The organism is Pseudomonas sp. K5002 (genome assembly GCF_013386655.1).
Lineage (GTDB): Bacteria > Pseudomonadota > Gammaproteobacteria > Pseudomonadales > Pseudomonadaceae > Aquipseudomonas.
Genome location: NZ_JACARK010001486.1, coordinates 1 through 878, shown reverse-complemented (window position 1 = coordinate 878; position 878 = coordinate 1). Strand labels below are relative to the sequence as shown.

Genomic DNA, 878 nt, shown 5'->3' with positions numbered 1-878 from the left:
CCTGCGGGCCAATCGCCTGGAACGCCTGGACCCTACCGAGGACCTCGTGCGCCAACTGCGGGCCAAGGCCATGGAGCTGACCATCAAGGGCCGCAACCTGCGAATCCGCCAGACCCTCGCCAGCAAAACCCCTACCGAAGGTTATCTGGACTACCTTCGCGAACAACGGGTGGTGGAGATTCGCAAGGGCGAACCGGCCCGCAACCTCAATGAAGGCAAGAAAGGACGGGCGGATTATCTTCAGGAATACGTGGTTCAGGACCTGACACAAACGCCGCCCGCCACCCTGTGGTACGCGCACTTTCATTACGACAAGGCCGGGGCGCAGTTCGACGAGTTCATCAAGGCCCACTTGAAGATTCCCGAGCAGCGCAACCTGGGCCTGCAATGGCAAGTCGCCCAGGCGCAAGCCGGGGCCGCGGTGGACCCTATCTGGCGCGGCAATATCGGGCGAGCGCTGGCCACCCGGCACTTTGCCGGGGTGTGAGGCGGCGGGACTTGAGCACGACGGTCGACAGGCCTATCAACATGAGACAAACTCAACCGATCCGAATTTGTCACAAGTTATATTCATGGAGACCCCGTGCTCGAAATCCGCCATCTCAAGACCCTGCACGCCTTGCGCGAAGCCGACAGCCTGGTGGAGGCCGCTGAGCGCCTGCACCTGACGCAATCAGCACTCTCCCACCAGTTCAAGGAACTGGAAGAGCGCATGGGCATGCAGTTATTCGTGCGCAAGACCAAGCCGCTGCGCTTCACCAGCGCCGGCCTGCGCCTGCTGCAACTGGCGGACGCCACCCTGCCCTTGCTGCGCGGTGCCGAACGCGACATCGCGCGCCTGGCCGGCGGCACGGCCGGGCGTTTGCACATGGCCATCG

General features: G+C 63.3%; 1 protein-coding gene and 1 pseudogene. Both read left to right on the top strand.

Features of this window, described 5'->3' with window-relative positions:
* On the top strand, positions 1–487 hold a 487-nt coding region (locus HX846_RS37395), incomplete at its 5' end, for a hypothetical protein (RefSeq protein WP_178967490.1).
* 96 nt (positions 488–583) lie between these two features.
* Positions 584–878 (top strand): annotated as a pseudogene (metR, locus tag HX846_RS37390) (transcriptional regulator MetR); the annotation flags it as partial.